Annotated in this window: 18 protein-coding genes; 8 read left to right on the top strand and 10 right to left on the bottom strand. The window is 61.2% G+C overall.

Translation table 11 applies throughout. From position 1 onward, the window contains the following. On the top strand, positions 1–334 hold a 334-nt coding region (locus tag AB5Y92_RS17110), incomplete at its 5' end, for a 4Fe-4S binding protein (protein WP_368227225.1). Between the two features lie 72 nt (positions 335–406). Here AB5Y92_RS17110 and AB5Y92_RS17105 read toward each other — a convergent pair. The 6 genes from AB5Y92_RS17105 to AB5Y92_RS17080 form a co-directional block, all read right to left on the bottom strand. Continuing rightward, positions 407–859, bottom strand: coding sequence for an Rrf2 family transcriptional regulator (locus AB5Y92_RS17105; RefSeq protein ID WP_005339654.1), 453 nt, complete (start codon positions 857–859; stop codon positions 407–409). Between the two features lie 344 nt (positions 860–1,203). Next, the gene (locus tag AB5Y92_RS17100; protein WP_042062429.1) at positions 1,204–2,043 is read right to left on the bottom strand and encodes a PfkB family carbohydrate kinase; all 840 of its coding nucleotides are present in this window, start codon (positions 2,041–2,043) and stop codon (positions 1,204–1,206) included. Between the two features lie 106 nt (positions 2,044–2,149). Further along, positions 2,150–3,121: a LysR substrate-binding domain-containing protein gene (locus AB5Y92_RS17095; RefSeq protein WP_005356189.1), complete on the bottom strand. Its 972-nt coding sequence runs from the start codon at positions 3,119–3,121 to the stop codon at positions 2,150–2,152. Between the two features lie 183 nt (positions 3,122–3,304). Next, positions 3,305–4,033: a glutamine amidotransferase gene (locus AB5Y92_RS17090; RefSeq protein WP_005357481.1), complete on the bottom strand. Its 729-nt coding sequence runs from the start codon at positions 4,031–4,033 to the stop codon at positions 3,305–3,307. 83 nt (positions 4,034–4,116) lie between these two features. Further along, positions 4,117–5,613, bottom strand: a complete 1,497-nt coding sequence (locus tag AB5Y92_RS17085; RefSeq protein ID WP_368227224.1) for a CoA-acylating methylmalonate-semialdehyde dehydrogenase — start codon at positions 5,611–5,613, stop codon at positions 4,117–4,119. 81 nt (positions 5,614–5,694) lie between these two features. Continuing rightward, positions 5,695–7,026 (bottom strand): aspartate aminotransferase family protein, encoded by a 1,332-nt coding sequence (locus tag AB5Y92_RS17080; protein ID WP_368227223.1) that lies wholly within the window; start codon positions 7,024–7,026, stop codon positions 5,695–5,697. Positions 7,027–7,212: 186 nt separating this feature from the next. Here AB5Y92_RS17080 and AB5Y92_RS17075 point away from each other — a divergent pair, with 186 nt between their 5' ends. The 6 genes from AB5Y92_RS17075 to AB5Y92_RS17050 all read left to right on the top strand — a co-directional run bounded on the left by AB5Y92_RS17075 (position 7,213) and on the right by AB5Y92_RS17050 (position 13,727). Next, positions 7,213–7,755, top strand: coding sequence for a cupin domain-containing protein (locus AB5Y92_RS17075; protein ID WP_005339643.1), 543 nt, complete (start codon positions 7,213–7,215; stop codon positions 7,753–7,755). Positions 7,756–7,879: 124 nt separating this feature from the next. Next, positions 7,880–9,376: an aldehyde dehydrogenase gene (locus tag AB5Y92_RS17070; protein ID WP_368227222.1), complete on the top strand. Its 1,497-nt coding sequence runs from the start codon at positions 7,880–7,882 to the stop codon at positions 9,374–9,376. A gap of 126 nt (positions 9,377–9,502) precedes the next feature. Further along, the gene (locus AB5Y92_RS17065; protein ID WP_005341999.1) at positions 9,503–9,673 is read left to right on the top strand and encodes a hypothetical protein; all 171 of its coding nucleotides are present in this window, start codon (positions 9,503–9,505) and stop codon (positions 9,671–9,673) included. 125 nt (positions 9,674–9,798) lie between these two features. Then, on the top strand, positions 9,799–10,695 hold the full coding sequence (gene rarD / locus AB5Y92_RS17060; protein ID WP_042079771.1) for an EamA family transporter RarD: 897 nt from the start codon (positions 9,799–9,801) through the stop codon (positions 10,693–10,695). A gap of 180 nt (positions 10,696–10,875) precedes the next feature. After that, positions 10,876–12,495 carry a methyl-accepting chemotaxis protein gene (locus tag AB5Y92_RS17055; RefSeq protein WP_368227221.1) on the top strand — a complete coding sequence of 540 codons (1,620 nt, stop codon included), beginning with the start codon at positions 10,876–10,878 and terminating at the stop codon, positions 12,493–12,495. 122 nt (positions 12,496–12,617) lie between these two features. After that, entirely contained in the window at positions 12,618–13,727 is a 1,110-nt protein-coding gene (locus AB5Y92_RS17050) for a YeeE/YedE family protein (protein ID WP_368227220.1), read from the top strand. Between the two features lie 79 nt (positions 13,728–13,806). On the opposite strand, the gene ompA is transcribed toward AB5Y92_RS17050, so the two are convergent. Beyond that, a complete protein-coding gene (gene ompA / locus AB5Y92_RS17045; protein ID WP_368227219.1) occupies positions 13,807–14,946 on the bottom strand; it encodes a porin OmpA in 1,140 nt (379 codons plus the stop codon). A 125-nt stretch (positions 14,947–15,071) separates the two neighbouring features. Then, positions 15,072–15,638, bottom strand: a complete 567-nt coding sequence (locus AB5Y92_RS17040) for a TetR/AcrR family transcriptional regulator (protein ID WP_164537354.1) — start codon at positions 15,636–15,638, stop codon at positions 15,072–15,074. Positions 15,639–15,714: 76 nt separating this feature from the next. Here AB5Y92_RS17040 and AB5Y92_RS17035 point away from each other — a divergent pair, with 76 nt between their 5' ends. Continuing rightward, positions 15,715–16,167: an HPP family protein gene (locus tag AB5Y92_RS17035; RefSeq protein ID WP_076492734.1), complete on the top strand. Its 453-nt coding sequence runs from the start codon at positions 15,715–15,717 to the stop codon at positions 16,165–16,167. Between the two features lie 43 nt (positions 16,168–16,210). Here the strand turns inward: AB5Y92_RS17035 and ilvA are convergent, their stop codons facing one another. Together ilvA and ilvD are read right to left on the bottom strand one after the other, a co-directional pair. Further along, positions 16,211–17,731, bottom strand: a complete 1,521-nt coding sequence (gene ilvA / locus AB5Y92_RS17030; protein WP_368227218.1) for a threonine ammonia-lyase, biosynthetic — start codon at positions 17,729–17,731, stop codon at positions 16,211–16,213. A 3-nt stretch (positions 17,732–17,734) separates the two neighbouring features. Then, complete coding sequence (gene ilvD / locus AB5Y92_RS17025) at positions 17,735–19,576, bottom strand: dihydroxy-acid dehydratase (RefSeq protein WP_368227217.1); 1,842 nt, start codon at positions 19,574–19,576, stop codon at positions 17,735–17,737. Between the last annotated feature and the right edge of the window lie 22 nt (positions 19,577–19,598).

Here is a 19,598-nt window from a genome sequence, read left to right as displayed (position 1 = left end):
GTACGAGGGGAGCCCGATTGCCGGCACCCCGGTGCTCGATCTCGCCTGTGGCCAGTGCAGCTACTGCGGCAGCTGCGCCAGAGCCTGTCCCACCGGCGCCCTCGACCTGCAACTGGGTCGGCAGGTGCAGACCCGGGTCCAGATCGAGGAGAGCTGTCAGGCACGGCAGGGCTTCTACTGCCTGCTCTGTGAAGATGCCTGTCCCCAGCAGGCGATCAAGGCCACAGCCGACGGCATCAACGTCAATATGGATGCCTGCAATGGCTGTGGTGCCTGCGGCCTCGCCTGCCTGCACGGCTCCATCACCCTGATCCGCCAGCCGGGCAGTCGCTAAAAACCACCCGCGTGCAAAAGCAAAAGGGGCCATCAGGCCCCTTTCACATCTTGTTCGTTATTCCGCGCCCTGTCAGGCCATGGTCACAATAGTCTCTTGCTCGATACCCAGCAGGTGGCAGAGACGATTGGGATCGCGCACCGCATCAGCCAGGGTGTATTCACCCAGCACTTCGAGGAAGGCGTTCATGGCGCGGCGCAGGATGCCCTGAATGCGGCAGCCGCCGGAGAGACGGCAGTTCTCGCGCTTGCAATCGACCGGACAGAGCACATGCTCCATGTCCATCACCACATCCCGCAAATTGATGGAGACCGCCGAGCGACCGAGGCGGATGCCACCGTGCTTGCCGCGTACCGTCTCGATGTACCCCTTGATGCCAAGCTGGTGCACAATTTTGACCACGTGGTTGCGAGAGATGCCGAAGGTATCGGCCACTTCGGTAATGGTCGACAGACGATCCCCCGGCTGAACCGCCAGGAAGGTCAGGGTACGCAGGGCGTAGTCGGTAAATCGTGTCAGTTGCATGGTCGCACTTGCCTCTTACTACAAGCCAGGAATCAGGACGACAACATTGAGCTAAGAGGCAGGAGACAACCGGTTCGCCTCTGTTTGCCCATTGGCTCGCCAGAGGGGGCCTGTCTCTTAATCTGAGTTGCGGAGTGACAGGTTAAGAGCAGCACAACCGGGTGTCGATGAAGATGCACATAAATCGACACTTTCTTTGATTGATCGCAAACTTGCCGGGTTAGCCCGGCGTTTACCCGCTTTATAGCGGGTAAATCTCCCGAACCATCCCCCTCACCAAGCCTCTTCGACCAGCAGCCATATGGCCCGCAAACCAACCCTCAATCGACCGTCAAAGAGGTGGTTCAGTGGGGTTGTTTCAGCCAGTTTTTCAGCGCGACCGAGGGGATGGAGCTCTCGGAGGCGACGGCAAACGCGCCCCAGTCCACCGCGCACTGCAACGCATCCTTGATCGCCATGCCCCGCGCCAGACCATGGATCAATCCGCCAGCGAAGGCATCCCCCGCCCCCGTGGTATCGACCACCGAGACCGGCCGGGCAGCGACCCGGATCTGCTCCTCACCATGGATGGCCACGGCGCCTGCCTTGCCTTCGGTCAGCACCAGCCATTCGAGCTGCTCCCCCGCCAGCTGGCGGGCATGTTGCCAAGGGTCGCTCACCTCGCCGAGATCGGAGCGGGAGGCCACCAGCACATGGCAGGGACGGCGCGCTTGGCCGCCCTTGGGATACTGGGCTACCACGAAGCTCTTGCCGAGCATCTGGCGCATGTAACTGATGATGGCGGTGCCGGGATAGTTCACATAGAGGCAATCCACCCCTTCCAGCGGCAGATCGCCGGGCAGGTCGGGACGCCGCGGGCGGCGCAGTATGGTGCGCTCGCCGGTGGAGTCCACCAGGATCAGCAGCTCGCCGGTCTCGCCACCAAAGCGCTCCACATGGCTGCAATCCAGCCCGTAACCGGCCGCCTGCTCCAGCAGCCAGTCGCCGGTCTCGTCCAGCCCGATGCGGGAGGCAATGGTCACCTCGTGACCTGCCCATACCAGCCCTATGCCGGTATTGGCGGCGCCACCACCGAGCCTGCGCCCCTGATCCACATATTGCAGCCGGGCCCCCGCCACCAGCGGTTCGGAGAGGGAGAGCACATGATCACAGTTGAGATTGGCAAGCAGCAGAATGCGGGACATAGAGACCTCGGACGATGGAGATAGCCCTAAAGAGACAGGCTGAACCCCGAGTAGAGCCCAGCCTGACAGAAGAGACAACCGGCAGCGATCGGGAATCCGATCGGGATCAATAGATGGGCAGCTCCACCCCGGCCAGCAGCTCGTCGATACGCGCCTGACTCGGCTGCTGCATCACGCTCTGGATCACCTCTTTGGTGAGGTGGGGCGAGAAGGAGCTGATGAAGTCATACATGTAGTTCTGCAGCAAGATGCTCTTGCTGAAACAGATCTGCGCCGGACAGGGCTTGAACAGGTGTTCCAGATTGATGGAGACCAGCCCGGGGCTGTCGGTGTCGTTGGCCACCAGCGAGGAGATGATGCCGATGCCAAAGCCCAGCTCCACGTAGCGCTTGATCACCCCGGCGTCCATCACCGTCATGTAGTAGCTCGGGGTGAGACCGGCGGCATGGAATACCTCGTCCTGCACCTGACGACCGGTTGCGCCACTCTCGTAGCTGAGGATGGGGTAGTGACAGAGCTGCTCCAGGGTCGGCTTCTTCACCTTGGCCAGCGGGTGATCCTGCGGCACCACCAGCGAGAGGGTCCAGAGGTAGGCGGGCAGCGCGATCAGCTCCTTGTCGAAGCCAATCTCGTGGGCAACGATGGAGAAATCGGAGTAGCCCTTGCTGATCTGCTCCTTGCTCGCCGACATTACCGGATGGAGGTGGAACGAGATCTTGGGATACTTCTTGGTGAAGTAGGTGACCGACTTGGGCAGCAGGTAGCGGGCGATGGTGTGGGTGGTGTGAATATTGAGGGTGCCCACGGTCGGGTCCAGATACTCGCGGGAGATCGCCTTGATCTTGCTCTCGATATTGAGCATCGCCTCGGCACACTTGATGATCTCTTCCCCCACAGGCGTAATGCGGTGCAGGTGCTTGCCACGGCGCTCGAAAATCCGCACCCCCAGCTCGCTCTCCAGCAGGCCAATCTGTTTGCTGACCCCCGGCTGGCTGGTGAAGAGCGCATCGGAAGCCACGGACACATTGAGGTTGTGGTCCCGGATCGCGATCAAATACTTCAATTGCTGTAGTTTCAAGGCGTCACACTCTCACACTGGTTTGGCTCAGACAGGTTTGGCTCAGGCCGGGACGGCAATCAAGCCAGACAAACAGGCCGCCACATGGGCGGCCAGTGTACCATCCGATCCCGACATCTCAGCGCTTGATCCTTCATTTTGCTACAAAATCTAGCATCCGAAGGGGTGGCTGACAAACCGGGTTCAGGCTGCGCCAGCCCGCAGCGGCAGGATCCCCAGAAACTGCAGCAGCCACTGCATCATGGTCGCCGAGTCCACCTCCCCCTCCAGCGAGGAGAGGCTGCTCTGGTAGCGCTCGTCGGGCAACAGGCCGCGGCGTCGCTCGATCAGCGCCCGGTTGTACTCCACCGAGAACTCCGGATGCCCCTGAATGGCGACGATGTGATCACCCTGCAAAAACATGAAGTTGGGGCAAAAATCGTTGCCCGCCAGTCGGGTCGCCCCCGGCGGCAGCAGGGCCACCTGATCCTGATGACTGGCCAGAATGCGGATCTGATCCCGCGCTGGCGCCATCCAGGGCTCATCTGCCAGCATGGGATGCACCGACACTCCCAGCCCCCATCCCTTGGTGGACTTCACCACCTCTCCGCCCAGCGCTTGGGCGATCACCTGATGACCGAAGCAGACACCGGCCAGCTTGACGTCGGCATCGTGCGCCTGACGGATCCACGCCCGCAATGCCTGAATCCAGGGGATATCGCTATAGGCGTCGTGGCGCGAGCCTGTGATGAGCCAGGCATCGCACTCGTGCAGATCCTCCGGCAGCTCCCCATCGAGAGCCGACCAGACCCGAAATTCCAGTTCGGGGGCCAGGGCCGCAAAGCCCCTGATAAACATCTCGGAGTAAACGGGGCCAAAACGATCCGCCAGATCGGGATCGAGCCGGTCACAATCGAGAATTCCCAATCGCATCTGTTGTTCCTTTACAGAGTTCGCCCCCGCCAATCAACGACCGGCGGGGGCAAGAGGTTAGGCCATGAGCACGCGCCAGCGCGTCACTTCATGGTCGGCATGGAGAACTCGGCACCACTGCGCAGGCTCTGGGGCCAGCGCGCCGTCACCGTCTTCATCCGGGTATAAAAGCGAACCCCGTCCGGCCCGTGCATGTTGAGCGGCCCGAAGATGGAGCGCTTCCAGCCGCCAAAGCTGTGAAACGCCATCGGCACCGGAATGGGAACGTTCACCCCTACCATACCGACCTGCACCCGCGCCGTGAAGTCCCGCGCGGTGTCGCCGTCGCAGGTAAAGATGGCGGTGCCGTTGCCGTACTCGTGCTCGTTGATGAGGCGCAGCGCCGTCTCGTAGTCCGGCACCCGTACGATGGAGAGCACAGGGCCGAAGATCTCCTCGCGATAGATGCGCATCTCGGGGGTCACCTCGTCAAACAGGCAGCCACCGATAAAGTAACCCTCGTCGTGGCTCAGCGTGCGACCATCGACCCGCAGCGTGGCCCCTTCGGTCACCCCCTGATCCACGTAGCCACGCACCTTGGCCAGATGTTCCTTGCTGATGAGCGGCCCCATCTCGTTCTCCGGGCTCTGGCCCAGCCCCGGGCCCACCCGCAGTTTTTCCACCAGCGGTGTCAGCTTGGCCACCAGCGCATCGGCGGTCTCGTCACCCACCACCACGGCCACCGAAATGGCCATGCAGCGCTCGCCCGCTGCCCCATAAGCAGCCCCCATCAGGGCGGAGACCGCCTGATCGAGATCCGCATCCGGCATCACCACCATGTGGTTCTTGGCACCGCCCAGCGCCTGTACCCGTTTGCCGTGGGCCGAGGCGGTGGCATAGATGTACTGAGCGATGGGGGTGGAGCCGACAAACGACACGGCACCCACTCGCGGGTCGGTCAGCAGCACATCCACCACCTCCTTGTCACCGTTCACCACGTTGAGCACGCCGTCCGGCAGACCGGCCTCCTTGAGCAGCTCGGCCATCCGCAGCGAGAGGGAGGGATCCTTCTCGGAAGGTTTGAGAATGAAGGTGTTGCCGCAGGCAATGGCGACCGGGAACATCCAGAGCGGCACCATGGCCGGGAAGTTGAACGGGGTGATACCGGCGCAAACCCCGACCGGCTGCATCATGGAGTAGCTGTCTACTCCACGGCCGACGTTGAGGGAGTGCTCCCCCTTGAGCAGATGGGGGATGCCGCAGGCAAACTCCACCACCTCCAGCCCGCGGGTCAGCTCACCCTGCGCATCGGAGAAGACCTTGCCGTGTTCACGGCTGATGAGCTGGGCCAGCTCATCTCTGTGCTGCTCCATCAACTCCTTGAAGCGGAAAAAGACCCGGGCCCGCACCAGCGGCGGGGTTTGTGACCAGTCGGCAAAGGCGCGCTCGGCAATGGCTATCGCCTCCTGACACTCGGCGGCGCTGGAAAGCCCCACGTTCCCCTGCTGCTTGCCACAGGCGGGATTGAAGATGGCACCCTGGCGCTCGCTGCGACTCTCCTGCGGCTGGCCGTTGATGAAGTTGCTGACCCTGTATGTCATGTATCCTCCGTGATAACTGATGTGGTAAATGCGCTGAGCAAATCAACGCAAGGCCCCGCCAGTGCGGGGCCATCAAATGGGTTAAGGTTGGGCCTGCAGGGCATCCTGCAGCAGGGTGAAGAGATCGTCGATCTGGCTGCGCTCGATGATGAGGGGCGGCGACAGGGCGATGATGTCGCCGGTCACCCGGATCAGTGCCCCCTTCTCGAAGCAGCGAACAAACACCTCGTAGGCGCGCCTGCCCGGTGCATCCGGCATCGATTCCAGCTCGATACCCGCCACCAGCCCGTAGTTGCGCACATCCTTCACATGCTTGCAGCCCTTCAGCGAATGGGCCGCCTCCTCCCAGTAGCCCGCCAGATCGGCGGCGCGGCTGAGCAGGTTCTCGTTGCGATAGATCTCGAGGGTCGCGAGCCCTGCAGCCGCAGCCACCGGATGACCGGAATAGGTGTAGCCGTGGAACAGCTCGATAGCCCCCTTGCCTGCCGCCATCATGTCGTCATAAATGTGCTTCTGCACCAGCACCGCGCCCATGGGGATAGCGCCGTTGGTGAGCCCCTTGGCGCAGGTGATCATGTCGGGGATGACATCGAACTCCTGTGCCGCAAAGGGGGAGCCAAGGCGACCGAAACCGGTAATCACCTCGTCAAAAATCAGCAGGATGCCGTGTTTGGTGCAGATCTCCCGCAGCCGCTTGAGGTAGCCTTTGGGGGGCATCAGCACGCCGGTACTGCCAGCGATGGGCTCGACGATCACCGCCGCGATATTGCTGGCATCGTGTAGGAAGACGATCTTCTCCAGCTCGTCGGCCAGCGCCACATCCTCCTCGGGCAGCCCTTTGGTGAAGGCGTTCTTGGCGATGTTGAGGGTATGGGGCAGATGATCCACCCCGGTCAGCAGGGAGCCGAACCACTTGCGGTTGCCGGGAATGCCCCCTACCGAGATGCCGCCAAAGCCGACCCCGTGATAGCCACGCTCGCGGCCAATCAGCCGGGTGCGAGTGCCCTGACCGCGAGCCCGCTGCCAGGCCAGCGCAATTTTGAGCGCGGTATCGACCGACTCGGAACCCGAGTTGGTATAGAAAACGTGGCCAAACCCCTTGGGGGCGATCTCCACCAGCTTGTTGGCCAGCTCAAACGGCAGGGGGTGGCCTATCTGGAATGTGGGGGCAAAATCGAGGTGGGAAATCTGCTGGGAGACCGCCTCGGCAATCTCGCGCCGACCATGGCCCGCGTTGCAACACCAGAGTCCGGCTGTGCCATCCAGTATCTTGCGGCCATCCTCTGAGTGATAATACATCCCCTCTGCCGACTTCAGGATACGCGGCGCCGCCTTGAACTGCTGGTTGGCGGTGAACGGCATCCAGAAGGCGGACATGTCGGAGGGGGTATTGATGTCGCTGATCGGTTTCATGGTCACCTCATCCTTAAGGTGTTTAGCAACTGTCGGCCAACGCCTATTAAATTAAACACCTGAATCCATAAAAAAGGGCCCGTTATCGCCCTGTCTGGTGCCACCCCTAGCTAGACGCATCAGCAGGGTGGTATAAGATATTTAACACAATTTTAATAATAGTAAACAGTCAAGGAGTGTCTATAGATGGATATCGGTCACCGCCTCAAGGCGGTTCGCACCAAGGCGGCCCTCTCCCAGCGCGAGCTGGCCAAGCGCTCCGGTGTGACCAACGGTTTTATCTCCCAGATCGAGAAAAATCAGGTGAGCCCCTCTGTCGCCTCCCTGCGCAAGGTGCTGGAAGGGATCCCCATGTCGCTGGCCAGCTTCTTCACCGAAGAGACTGAAATGGGCACCGAAGTGATCTTCCGCGCCGCCGATATGCCGGATCTCGGCACGCATCCCATCAGCTACCGGCTGGTCGGGCACAGCCGCGCCAACCGCGCCATCGGCATGTTGCAGGAGGTGCTGCCACCGGGCGCCGACACCGGCGACGACATGCTGAGCCACGAGGGTGAAGAGTGCGGCATCGTCATCAAGGGCGAAGTTGAAGTGACCGTGGGCGAGCAGATCTACCTGCTGGGCGCCGGGGATGGCTACTACTTCGACAGCCGCACCCCCCACCGTTTTCGCAATAGTGGCGAACAGGAGTGCGTGCTGATCTCGGCCAACACCCCCGCCAGTTTCTGACATTCAGACGCGCATCGACAGGTGGGCAATGTTTAATGAATTGTTACAAGATGGATTTACAAGCGGCTGGATGTTTAGCATATTGATACGCGGAAACTGACTTTTGCCGGTTCAAGGAGTGAACATGAGTGACCTGACCCTGGCCCAGTGGCAACACAAGGCCGCCCATCTGACCCTGCCCTCGCAAGCCTTTATCAACGGCAGCTATCGGGATGCCGTCAATGGCGCCACCTTCGATTGCATCAACCCGGCCAACGGCAAGCTGCTGACCAAGGTGGCTGCCTGCGATGCCGCCGATGCCGAACTGGCGGTACAGGCTGCCCGTGACGCCTTCAACGACAAGCGCTGGAGCGGCCTGCCGCCGAAACAGCGCAAGCAGGTCATGCAGCGTTTCGCCGAGCTGATGCGCCTTAACAAGGTTGAGCTGGCGCTGCTGGAATCGCTGGATATGGGTAAACCCATCGGCGACGCCATGGGCTATGACGCCCCCGCTGCCGCCAACTGCATAGCCTGGAACGCCGAAGCCATCGACAAGATTTACGATCAGGTCGCCCCGGTGGAGGAGTCCGCCCTGGCACTGGTGACCCGCGAAGCGCTCGGGGTGGTCGCCGCCATAGTGCCCTGGAACTTCCCGCTGGTGATGGCCTGCTGGAAGCTGGGCCCGGCGCTCGCTACCGGCAACTCGGTCATTCTCAAGCCTTCCGAAAAATCCCCCCTGACCGCCCTGCGTATCGCAAGTTTAGCCAAGGAAGCGGGCATTCCGGACGGTGTGTTCAACGTGCTGCCGGGCTTTGGCCACACCGTGGGCGAGGCGCTGGCCATGCACATGGACGTGGATTGCATCACTTTTACCGGCTCCACCAAGATCGGTAAACATCTGGTGGAGTGCTCCGGCAAGTCCAACCTCAAGCGCGCCTTTATGGAGTGCGGCGGCAAGAGCCCCAACATCATACTGGCCGACGCACCGGATCTGGATGCTGCGGCCAAGAGCGCCGCTGGCGCCATCTTCTACAACCAGGGCGAGGTGTGTACCGCTGCCTCCCGCCTGCTGGTGCAAAACAGCATCAAGCCGCAATTTATGGAGCGACTGCTGGCCCATGCCCGCGAGTGGATCTCGGCCAACCCGCTCGACCCTGCGACCCGTATCGGCGCCATGGTGGATCACATCCAGATGGAGCAGGTGCTGCGCTATATCGAGATTGGCAAGCAGGAGGGGGCCAAACTGCTGCTGGGGGGCAACCGCACCAATATGGAGAGTGGCGGCTTCTATATCGAACCCACCATTTTCGACGGCGTGACTCCGCAGATGCGCATCTTCCGCGAGGAGATCTTCGGCCCTGTGCTGGCGGTGACCGGCTTCGATACCCTGGAAGAGGCCATTGCGCTGGGCAATGACACCGACTACGGTCTGGCCGCGGCGATCTGGACGGCGGATCTCAACAAGGCGGTCAAGGGCTCACGCGCCCTGCGCGCCGGCACCGTCTTCGTCAACAACTGGGACGGTGGTGACATGACCATGCCGTTTGGCGGCTTCAAACAGTCCGGTAACGGTCGCGACAAGTCACTTCATGCGCTGGAGAAGTACACCGAGCTGAAAAGCACCTGGATTCAGCTGGAATAACACGACAAAGCAGCACTATCGGATCAAAAAGGGGGAGAAATCCCCCTTTTGCATTTTTGGCCTTCCATCACCGGGCTCAATCCTTATAATGATAAAAAAGCCAACATGTTAAATATAAAGACAAAAATGCTATTTTTTCTGGGAAGCGTACTTTTTCTGGTGATCGGTTTGCCCCTGCTGTTCTTCGTGCTGGGGCACGGCGAGGCCTACGTGACCTGGGGCCCCTGGATCTCCGCCATCGCCCTGATGTTGTGGCTGTTGATGGACGTCGACAAGATCCGCCGCGGTAAAGGTTGACCGGCCAGCCACTCGCTTCCTTCCCCTCAAACTTCGTTTATTCGCTTCTTTCCCCGCAAAAGGATCGCTACACTGATTTTTTGCGATGTTTTCCCGCATCCAACGCTTCAGTAAAGGTCATCCGCATGCCGCAACAGATCCAGCGTCAGGGCGTCATCTACGCCCTGTGCGCCTATACCCTTTGGGGCATAGCCCCCATCTATTTCAAGACCATCTCTGCCGTCCCGGCCGCCGAGATCCTCACCCACCGGATGATCTGGTCCTGCGTGCTGCTGATGGTACTCACCCTGGCAGGACGCCAGTGGCACAAGGTGCAGGCGGTGCTGCGCCAGCCAAAAGTGCTGCTTACCCTCGCCTTTACCTCGGTCACCGTCGGCGGCAACTGGCTGCTGTTTATCTGGGCCATCAACAACGGTCACATGCTGGATGCCAGCCTCGGCTACTACATCAACCCGCTGTTCAACGTGCTGTTGGGAATGGTGTTTCTGAGCGAGAAGCTGCGCCGCCTGCAGTGGTGGGCGGTGGCGCTGGCCTTTGCCGGGGTGGCGATCCAGCTTATCGCCTTTGGCTCCTTGCCCTGGATTGCGCTGGTGCTGGCGTCGAGCTTTGCCATCTATGGGCTGGTGCGCAAAAAACTGGCCCTCGATGCCCTCACCGGTCTGCTGATCGAAACCATGATCATGCTGCCGCCTGCGGCCATCTATCTGTGGGGCTTTGCCGACAGCCCCACCAGCCATCTCACCCAGAACGACTGGCACCTCAACCTGCTGCTGATCGCCGCAGGCGCCGTCACCACGGCCCCCCTGCTTTGCTTCACAGCCGCCGCGACCCGGCTCAAGCTCTCCACCCTGGGCTTCTTCCAGTACATAGGCCCCAGCCTGATGTTTATCCTCGCGGTCACCCTCTATGGGGAAGCGCTGGCGATGGACAAACTGCTCACCTTCGCCTGCATCTGGAGCGCGCTGGTACTGTTCAGTCTGGATGGGCTGCGCAGCGGCAAAGCCACGCCAAGCCGGACCTGACACCACCTCACCACCAGCGACCCCGGCTCATCGGCCGGGGTTCTTTTTCGTGCCACCAGCGGCCTTCAGACTGCGACTTCCCCTTCTCCAGGCCGACTCGCCATCAACAGGCCACACCCGAGTCGCACCATCCCGCCAGAGAGCTATGCTATCCATGGAACGGAGCCGAATGGAGGCAACATGCTCAAGCACATTCACGACAGATCCCTGCTTTTTGGTCAGGTTCTGGGGATCATGGTCATTATCACGCTGATCTCCATCAGCTTTTTCGGGCTTTACTCGGTCCGGAGCGCAGCAGATCAGATGGGACAGGGGAAGGATGTGGTAGCCGATATTCTGCCGCCGCCTCTCTACCTCATCGAATCCCAGTTGCAGGTCTACACCCTGCTCCATGCCAAACCGGAGGAGCGGGAGGTCCTGCTGCAAACCCTCGCCCGACTGCAGCAAGAGTTCGAGAGCCGTAACCGCTTCTGGCAAGAGAGCAGCCTGAACGAGCCCCTCAGGGAGCTGCTGCTGGGGGAGCAAAAAGTGCAGGGGGAGCTGTTCTGGCAGTTGCTCAACGACAAGTTTGTCCCCGCCATCAAGGTGGGGGACCTGGCGCAGGCGGGCGCGATTGCGGCGCGCCTGCACACCCTCTATAACGCCCACCGGCTAGGGGTGGACGCCACCGTCATCCGCGGTAACGAGTATGCCGCCGAGCAAATGGCCCATCTCGCCAACACCACCCAACTCTGCTACAGCCTGCTGTTGTGCGCTGCACTGCTGGGGGCTGGGCTCATCTTCTGGCTGGGACGCCCCACCCAACAGCGGCTGCTGGCCGCTGGCAAGGCCACCGCTGCCATCGCCGAAGGGGAGTTGAACCGCCCCATGCCGGAGCCGGGCCTCGATGCCATCGGCGAGCTGATCCGCCAGATCGGGGCCATGCGTGACCAACTGGCAACCCTGGTGGAGTCCCTGCAGCGCAGCGCCAGTACGCTGGATGATCGCGCCACCAGCCTGACCACCATGGCACAACGGCACACCGATGGCAGTCAGGCGCAGGTCGGGGCGGCCCAACATATCGAACAGGCCATCGAACAGCTCACCCACTCCATTGAACAGGCGGGTAGCCAGCTGCATCAGGTAGGGGAGCAAACCCTGCAGTCAGCAGAGCGGGCACAAGAGGCGATGATCGCCATCCACACCGTGGAACAGGTGATCGGGGAGCAAGTCACGGGAGTGAAGCAGGTCTCCCATACCATTTCGGATCTGGCCGGGCTCTCGCAGCAGATTGCCGGGCTGGCGGGCGCCATTCACGATATTGCGGAGCAGACCAATCTGCTGGCGCTGAACGCGGCCATTGAAGCGGCGCGGGCAGGTGAACAGGGGCGCGGTTTTGCCGTGGTGGCGGATGAAGTACGCTCGCTGGCGACCCGCACCGGCAGCGCCACCACCGAGATCAACACCATCATCGGCAAGATCCAGGATGTCAGCCTGCGCGCCGCCAACGAGATGGATACCGAACTGGCACGGGTCGAACAAGCGGTCACTCACACAATGACAGCGCGCCAGAGCGTCGCCCGGATCGCGCAGAGCTGCGAGGAGATCAACCAGCGCATCGCTCAGGTCGATCAGTTGATGAGCGATGAGACCCGGCTGGTGCAAGGGATCCACCATCAGGTCGGGGAGATGTCGCGGTTGGCGGCCGAAGTCAATCAGAGCGCCAGCCACGCCGCCGAAGAGGCGACCATGGTCGCCCAGCACGCCCGCATCCTGACCAGGCAGACTCACCACTTCCATCTCGACACCACCCGCCATTGATCCCCGGCGCTGACGGGAGTCAGCGCCCCCCTTTTTCTCTGCATTGACTAAATGGGTAGCATTGGACTCCACGAGGGAATAGGATCCGCCCCTCTGAAAACCAACTGCAAGGATCAACAGACATGAATCGAAAATGGTCGCTCCCCATCGTGGCAATCGCGGGGGGAGCGTTACTCTGGCTTGGCAACACCTTTGGTATGAAATGGGCTCTGATGGCCCTGATCGGATTCGGCTTCGGCTTCACTCTCTCCTTCAGCCGCTTCGGCATCGTCTTCGGTTGGCGCGAAATGCTGACCAAGCGCAACAGCTACTATGTGCGGGTTCACCTGCTCACCATCGCCATCGAAATTCTGCTGTTCACTACCTTCCTCTCTTTTAGCCACGCCCTGTTTGGCGATGCCATGGTGGGTAACGTGATGGCTATCGGCATTCCCTTCATCATCGGTGCCTTCCTGTTCGGCATCGGCATGCAGCTGGCAGGCGTCTGCGCCACCGGCACTCTTTATTGCTGCGGCGAGGGGCAACCCCGCTTCTGGCTGGTGCTAATCTGCTACGGCATCGGCACCCTCATCAGCAACCAGTTCCGCCCCGAACTGGAGGCCACCTTCTCCAGCCATGTGGTGCTGGCCAAGGATTTGACCGGCAACATCTGGAGCGGCATGCTACTCAACCTGGCGCTGGTCGCCTCGCTGTTCCTGCTGTTTCGCAAGAGCGAACTCAAGCGTACCGGCGAACTCAAGCCCCTCTTCAGCGGCGGCAATCTGTTCTGGCGCGATGGCCGCTTCACCGTGCTGACCGGCGGCATCATCATCGCCATACTCAACTCCACTGTCGTCGCTCTGCACGGCTCGGCCTGGACCATCACCGGCGCCGTCTATGACATGGCGCTGCGCGGTGCCTCCCTGTTTGGCCTGTTCGAGGGGAACCCGAAACTGGCCCAGCCGCTCTTTATCAACCCCATGGTCGGCATGTTCTGGCTCGGGATTCTGGGGGCCATGCTGGCGCGCTGTTTGAGTGGTGGCGGCAACTTCGCCCCGATGCGGATCGGCAACAGTCTGGCCTCCATCATCGGCGGCCTGTTGATGGGGATGGGCGCCATGTACGCCGCCTGCAACCTCGGCGGCTTCTTCGATGGCACCGCCTCTGGCAGCCTGCACGGCTGGGTCTGGATGCTGATGGCCCTCGCTGGCAGCCTCATCGGCATTCGCCTGCGCCCGCTGTTCGGGCTCTGAGGCTCAACATCGTAAACACCCCATAAGAAACGGGAGGCCAAGCCTCCCGTTTTTACATTTATCGATCCCGTTGCTCTGCTTATTGGACAGGCTGGGAGACCCCTTCCAGATGGATTTCTACCCGGCGATCCGGTGCCAGACAGGCGATCAGCTCCTGCTTGGAGTGGCTGGCACAGCTGCTGCCAGTGACCGGATTGGCCTTGCCACGTCCCTCGACTCGTACCTTATCGGCATACAAGCCTTTGGATACCAGATAGCTGGCCACGCTCTGGGCCCGCTTCTCGGAGAGAGCCAGGTTGTAGTTGTCGGAACCGATGCGGTCGGTATAACCGATGACAGTTGCAACACCATCTTTCGGATTGGCCGCCACAATCTGGCTGAACAGGGCATCGAGCGCCTGATTGGCAGCCGGTTTCAGGGTCGCTTTGTTGAACTCGAACAGCACATCGGAACTCAGACTGAAGGTCTTGGGCTCAACCACGGCTACAGGTTCCGGTTCGGCTGCCGGAGCGGGCGCCGGTGCAGCGACCTCGCCACCTTGCTGACCGAAGCGATAGAGCATGCCAACAGAGAGCAGACCGTTATCCATCTCTATACCGGAACGATCTTCAGATGTACTGCCCAACGGGGTGGTGTATTGGTATTCAAGGCGAGCAGCCCAGTCTTTGTCGATGGCATATTCAACACCAAGTGCACCAACAAACGCAGCGCCATGGTATTTGTGTCCATTATTGTCAAATGACACATCGTTGGCTGGGGTAGCGGAATCTTTATACCAACCGGAATAAGAGCTCTCAGTCCAGGCATACGCGCCGCCCAAGCGACCATAGACATCCAATACAGATGTAGCAGGGAAACTAATCTTCATGGTGGCCTGTATCATTTGTGCTTTAGCTTCACCGTGCAACCCGGCAGACAGGGTTCCCAAGGACGCAGTTTTATCAAGCTGATACTTACCAAACCAGTCATAACCCAACTCAAAACCCAAGTTCTGATTAAGCTGATAGCCGACAAAACCACCCAAACCGAGATCACTTTGTTTATCACTGGGTGATACAAAATCGACTACATCCTTAACTTGTTGGTTGTAATCAACGCCATAGTAATTGGACCAACCGGCCTTGCCACCGACATACCAGGTATTGTCCTGAGCGGCAGCCTGCACGGCTCCGGCCGCCAGCAAACCACTGACCAATACGGCAAGCATGGATTTATTCATATTTTCGCCTCTGCAATAAGTCGTTATGGGCGCCTGAGTGCGCACTTTCCCTGTGTGAAGCCGTCAGGCGGCCTCTCCGCTATTCAAGGTATCCCATCCGAACGCAGCCTCAAATGACCAGCAGCTCAGGAGTGTGAAGCGGCCTGCATTATCGCGGTATCGTCGGTCAAAATGGTCTTTGCCAGCATTCTGGCCTGCTCCAGCGCCAGTGGCTGCTGATAGCTGTGAGCCATCACGATCGCCCCCTCCAGCAGCAGGCAAAGCCCGGTCGCCTGACCCAGAGAGCAATTGAGCTGATTTATCACCCAACCCAGCAACGCCTGCTTGTGCGCCATCACCAGCTTGCGCACCGGATGGCGTGGGTCGGCAAACTCGGCGCTGGCGTTGATAAAGTTGCAGCCATAGAAATCAGAGCGGCCAAACCACTCTGCAAAACCGTCAAACAGCGCCTGCAGGCGAGCTTCACGTCCGCTCACACCGGCCAGCCGCAGGTCAAGCAAGGCGAAGAACTCCCGGTCACGAGCGAGCAGCACCTCCTCAATCAAGGCATCCTTGGTCGGGAAGTGGCGATAGAGGGTGCGCTTGGTACTCCCCGCCTCGGCCCAGATGCGATCTATGCCGGTGGCATGAAAGCCATGACGGTTGAACAGACGGTAGGCCGTCGCTACCAGTTGTTGACGCTTCTCACTCATGATTTGCCTCTTGAAGTACACCGATCTGTCTACCTAATGTGCCTAATCAGTTCTGGCAAACCAAGAGGAAAGCATGATGACAAAATGGTATGGCCCGTTATGGGCAGGTGTGGGCGCCGCACTCACCATCGGCATATTGGGATGGCTCAATCTGAGCTGGCATGTCGCGCTAGTCATGGCACCTTTCGGGGCCAGCTGTGTGTTGTTGTTTTCCCTGCCAGATAGTCCGCTGGCGCGCCCCAAAAACGTGCTGGGCGGTCACCTGCTGACGGCCTGCGTCGGACTGGTTATCGGCCTGCTTCCGCTCCCCGCTGAAGTGCAGATGGCTCTGGCAACCGGGCTGGCCATCGCCCTGATGCAGGGACTGAATATCCTCCATCCTCCAGCGGGCGCCAATCCCTTGCTGATCCTGATGACAGGACAAGAGCCAGCCTTCCTGTGGCAAACGGTACTACCCGGAACCCTGCTACTGATGGTGCTGGCTCATGGATTTCAATGGCTCAGACAGAAGTGGCCAATTGCAGCCTAAAAACAGAGGGAGGCCAACGCCTCCCTCTCTCCTCATCGCAGCATCAACTAGCCAGAAACAGCCGGTAGGCCGGGTCATCGCTCACCTCTTTCCAGCCGTAGCCAATCTCGTGCAGGTAGTCGTGGAAGGCGGCCACGTCCTCGTCCGGCAGCTCGAACGCACAGAGCACCCGGCCGTAGTCGGCACCGTGGTTGCGGTAGTGGAACAGGCTGATGTTCCAGCGACAGCCGAGGGTCTCGAGGAAGCGCATCAGGGCGCCAGGCTGCTCCGGAAACTTGAAGCTGTAGAGACGTTCACCGAGGGGTCGGGCCGGGCGGCCGCCAATCATGTAACGCACGTGGTTCTTGGCCAGCTCGCTCTCGGTCATGTTGACCACCGGATAGCCGTTGCCGCCGAGTTGATCGATGATCTGGCCCAGCTCCTCGTCACCGCCGGTGAGGCGCACCGAGACGAACAGCGACGCCTGCTCGGCATCGGCGTAGCGATAGTTGAACTCGGTCACCATGCGCGGCCCGAGCTGACGGCAGAAGTCGAGGAAGGCCCCTTTGCGCTCGGGGATGGTCACCGCCAGCATGCCCTCGCGCTTCTCGCCAATCTCGCAGCGCTCCGACACATAGCGCAGGCTGTGGAAGTTGACGTTGGCGCCGGAGAGAATGGCCGCCATCCGCCCCCCTTTGACCTGCTCCCGCTCGCTGTATGCCTTGAGGCCCGCCAACGACAGGGCGCCCGACGGCTCGGCAATGGCGCGGCAGTCGTCGAAGATGTCTTTCAGCGCGGCGCAGATCTGGTCGTTGGAGACGGTCACCACCTCGTCCAGATACTGGTTGCACAGGCGGAAGGTCTCCTCGCCGATGCGCTTGACCGCTACACCGTCAGCAAACAGGGAGACGCGATCCAGATTGACCGGCTCGCCTGCCGCCAGCGCGGCCTTGAGGCAGGCGGAGCCCTCCGCCTCCACCCCGATCACCTTCACATCCGGCAACAGCTGTTTGATATAGACCGCCACCCCGGCGGCCAACCCGCCGCCCCCCACCGGCACGAACACGTGGGTGAGGTGGGTATCCTGCTCCAGCAGCTCCTTGCCGATAGTGCCCTGGCCGGCGATCACCTCGACGTCGTCAAACGGCGGGATCAGGGTGTAGCCCTCAAGCGTGGCGAGGCGGCGACTCTCGCCGTAGGCCTCGTCGAAGCTGTTGCCAAACAGCATGACGTTGCCGCCCTGACGGCGCACCGCATCGATCTTGATGTCCGGCGTAGTCTTGGGCATCACGATGATCGCCTTGATACCGAGCTTGGCGGCCGACAGGGCGACCCCCTGCGCGTGGTTGCCGGCAGAGGCGGCGATGACGCCGTGCGCTTTCTGCTCCTCGGTCAGGGTAGCGATCTTGTGGTAGGCACCGCGCAACTTGAAAGAGTGGACCGGTTGCAGATCCTCCCGCTTCAGGCTGACATGGTTGCCGAGTCGCTCGGAGAGTTTCTTCAGGGTTTGCAAGGGGGTGACCCGCGCCGCCTCGTAGACAGGAGAGAGCAACACTTTGCGTAGATAATCCGCCGCAGAGACCATGATTTATTCCCCCAGCATTGAGCGATCGCGCACCGCGCCTTTATCGGCGCTGGTGGCGAACATGGCGTAGGCGCGCAGGGCAAAGGAGACCTGACGCTGACGATCGAGCGGCTTCCAGCCCCGAGCCTCGACGGCGACACGGCGGGCTGCCAGCACGCTGTCGGCCACCTCCAGCACCATGCTACGGGCCGGGATATTGATGCTGATGATGTCGCCATCCTCCACCAGACCTATGGTGCCGCCAGAGGCAGCTTCCGGCGATACGTGGCCGATGGAGAGGCCCGAGGTGCCGCCGGAGAAGCGGCCATCGGTGATCAGGGCGCACGCCTTGCCGAGCCCCATGGATTTGAGATAGGTGGTGGGGTAGAGCATCTCCTGCATGCCCGGGCCCCCTTTCGGCCCTTCGTAGCGGATCACCACTACCTCGCCCGCCTTCACTGTGCCGTCGAGGATACCGTTCACCGCGCTCTCCTGACTCTCGAATACCCGGGCTGGGCCACGGAAGGTGAGGTTCTCCTCATCCACCCCGGCGGTCTTGACGATGGCGCCATTGACCGCGAGGTTGCCGGAGAGCACCGCCAGACCACCCTCCTGACTGTAGGCGTTGTCCAGCGAGCGGATGCACCCTTCGGCTCTGTCCAGATCCAGCTCCGGCCAGCGGCAATCCTGGCTGAACGCCTTGGTGGTGCGGATGCCGGCCGGGCCAGCGCGATAGAAGTCCACCACCTCCTGACTCGGCTGGCGGCTGACATCATATTCATTGAGCTGTTCGACGAGGGAGCAACCCAGCACGGTACGGGCATCCCCATGCACCAGACCCGCTTTCTCCAGCTGGCCCAGAATGGCCACTACGCCACCGGCGCGGTGTACATCTTCCATGTGATATTTCTGGGTGGAGGGCGCCACCTTGCAGAGCTGAGGCACTTTGCGGGACATGCGGTCGATATCAGCCATGGTGAAGTCCACCCCGGCCTCCTGCGCCGCTGCCAGCAGGTGCAGCACGGTATTGGTAGAGCCGCCCATGGCGATATCGAGCGCCATGGCATTCTCGAACGCCGCCTTGGTGGCGATATTGCGCGGCAGGGCGCTCTCGTCATCCTGTTCATACCAGCGCTTGGCCAGAGTCACGATGCGCTGGCCCGCCAGCTTGAACAGCTGCTCGCGATCGGCGTGAGTCGCCAGCATGGAGCCGTTGCCCGGCTGGGAGAGGCCGAGCGCCTCGGTCAGACAGTTCATGGAGTTGGCGGTGAACATGCCGGAGCAGGAGCCACAGGTGGGGCAGGCGCTGCGCTCCACCTGTTCACTCTGGGCGTCGGAGACCTTTGGATCGGCGCCCTGGATCATGGCGTCCACCAGATCGAGCTTGATGATCTGGTCGGAGAGCTTGGTCTTGCCCGCTTCCATCGGGCCGCCGGAGACGAAGATCACCGGGATATTGATGCGCAGGGCGGCCATCAGCATCCCCGGGGTGATCTTGTCGCAGTTGGAGATACAGACCATGGCATCGGCGCAGTGGGCGTTGACCATGTACTCCACCGAGTCGGCAATCAGCTCGCGCGACGGCAGGGAGTAGAGCATGCCGCCGTGGCCCATTGCGATGCCGTCATCCACGGCGATAGTGTTGAACTCCTTGGCGACGCCGCCGGCGGCTTCGATTTCGCGCGCCACCAGCTGCCCCAAATCCTTGAGGTGGACGTGGCCCGGTACGAACTGGGTGAAGGAGTTGACCACGGCGATGATGGGTTTGCCGAAATCCTGATCGGTCATTCCGGTGGCGCGCCACAGGGCGCGGGCCCCGGCCATGTTACGTCCGTGGGTGGTGGTGGCGGATCTCAACTTCGGCATGTCTCTACTCCCTGAATGCCCA

This window comes from Aeromonas sp. R1-1, assembly GCF_040908495.1.
Classification (GTDB): Bacteria; Pseudomonadota; Gammaproteobacteria; order Enterobacterales; family Aeromonadaceae; genus Aeromonas; species Aeromonas veronii.
The sequence above is the reverse complement of the archived record's forward strand: the minus strand, read 5'-3'. Positions and strand labels throughout refer to the sequence as shown.